Here is a 2,119-nt window from a genome sequence, read left to right as displayed (position 1 = left end):
GGCGCGCGGTATGGCGCATCCTGCTCGAAGGCGAAGACGGCTTCTCGTCCGGCTACATCGACGACGACTGGACGACGCCGGACCTCGCGTCGGTGCTCGATCTGGGCATGCGCAACGAAACGGCTCTGACGCCGCAGACCAAGAACTGGCTGCTGAGCTTCGCATTTAATCGCGTTGGCCACGCACTGCGCGCCAATACGCGTCGCGGCAGCCGCCGCAACATCGCCGCGCATTACGATCTCGGCAACGACTTCTTCCGGCCGTGGCTCGACGCCGGTATGAATTACTCCTCGGCGCTTTATCGCGGCGATGAAACGCTGGAGAGGGCGCAGCAACGTAAGCTCGACCGGATCGCGGAGCTGCTTGCGCTCCGCGGCGGCGAAAAAGTGTTGGAGATCGGCTGCGGCTGGGGCGCGCTCGCCGAACGGCTGCTGCGCAGCTTCGGGGCCAACGTGCTGGGTGTCACGCTCTCGCGGCAACAGCTCGGCTATGCCGAGGCACGGCTCGCCGCCGAGATCGAACGCGGCCAGGCGGAGCTAAGATTTCTCGACTATCGCGACATCGAAGGCCGCTTCGACCGGATCGCCTCGATCGAAATGAGCGAGGCGGTCGGCGCGCGCTATTGGCCGGTTTACTTCGCCAAGCTGCGGGCCTGCCTTGAGATCGGCGGCATCGCCGTGATCCAGGCCATCACCGTGGCCGAGGAGCGCTTCGACGCTTATCGCAGGCGGCCGGACTTCATCCAGCGCCACATCTTTCCGGGCGGCATGCTGCCGACCCAATCGATCATAGAGCGCGAAGCGGCTCGGGCCGGCCTCAAGCTCGTGTTTCACGAATCGTTCGGCGACAGCTACGCGCGGACGCTGCGCGAGTGGCGCAAGCGCTTCTTGCAGGCATGGCCGAAGCTCGAGGCGCTCGATTTCAATGCGCGCTTTCGGCGCTTGTGGGAGTATTATCTGGCTTATTGCGAGATCGGATTTCGCTCCGGCAGTGTCGACGTCGGGTTTTATAAGCTCGCCGGGTGAACGAGATGCGCTTTGCGCACCTAAAGATCCGGTATTGCTTCGAGCGGATGCGGTTGCCCAGTTTAAGAAAGCCGCCTCACGCCCGCCGCCGCGAAATCACGTAGCTCTCGTCGAAGAACCACAGCCCGCCGCGCTCGCGCAGCACCGAGCGGGTGGCGTCGATATAGCTGCCGTCGGCGGCGGCCTTGGCGACGCGGTCGTCCTCGACCTGCGCCACATAGATCGCCGCGTTCCATGCCGCGAACAGCGTCGAGGTGCCGATCGATTCCGATATTTCCGAGGGCAGCGTATGCATCTCGTAGCGGAACAGCGAGCGGTTATCGGCATAGGCGTTGAAGTTGAGCTCGCGGCCGGCCGGGCCAAGCTCGTGCTTGACCGCTTTGAGGATGTCGTGGCGGTCGTGAATAAAAGGATGGTCGTCCGGCCAGACTTTTTGGATGATCTCCATGCCGGGATCTTGGCCGTGCGAATGGATGGCGATCAGCCGCCCGCCGGGACCGAGCGCACGCGCCAGCGGCGCGATCACGCGCTTGGCCTTGAAGTCCAGCGGCGCGCGGGCGCGATAGGGCTGCGAGGCGATGACGAGGTCGTAATCGGCGCGGGTGCCGCCGGCCTTGGGGATGATCGGATTGAGCAGGAAGCGGTGATCCTCGCGATAGAGCACCAGCACCACCGGCCGCTCATACATTGGATTGCCGGTGCGCGCCGAGACGCCGGCCTTCCAGTTCTGCGCCAGGAACGGCTCGAGGGCGATGATCTGCTGCTCGAAGCGGTGCGCTGAGTTGCCCAACAACGGCAGCTCATGCCAGACCAGGCTCGACGCCGCGTTGAGCGATTTGACGTGCAGCCACGGCGCGTCGGCATAAGCAAGGTTGGTCAGCACCAGAACCGTCGCCGGATGTTCGAAGAAGCGGTCCGACATCTTCTGCAGCGTCAGGCGGACGTCTTCGAGCGAGATTTCCTTGCCGACCGTGTAGAACGGCATGTGCGGGAAGCGGTCGTGCATCGCGCGCATGACCCGCGTAAGCACCGAACCGTCGCCGACGCCGGCGTCAAAAACACGGACCGCGGGCGGATGCGGATGGATATGCGCC

The 2,119-nt window shown here is 64.4% G+C and carries 2 protein-coding genes; one reads left to right on the top strand and one right to left on the bottom strand.

The genetic code is table 11. The features are described 5' to 3' along the window. On the top strand, nt 1-1,025 hold a 1,025-nt coding region (locus WCB02_RS02790), incomplete at its 5' end, for a class I SAM-dependent methyltransferase (protein ID WP_423956134.1). 76 nt (nt 1,026-1,101) lie between these two features. Here the strand turns inward: WCB02_RS02790 and WCB02_RS02785 are convergent. Beyond that, a partial coding sequence (locus tag WCB02_RS02785; RefSeq protein WP_423956132.1) for a hypothetical protein occupies nt 1,102-2,119 on the bottom strand: 1,018 nt, incomplete at its 5' end.

It is taken from the genome of Bradyrhizobium sp. (assembly GCF_049581145.1).
In the GTDB taxonomy this organism is placed as follows: domain Bacteria; phylum Pseudomonadota; class Alphaproteobacteria; order Rhizobiales; family Xanthobacteraceae; genus Bradyrhizobium.
The sequence above is the reverse complement of the archived record's forward strand: the minus strand, read 5'-3'. Positions and strand labels throughout refer to the sequence as shown.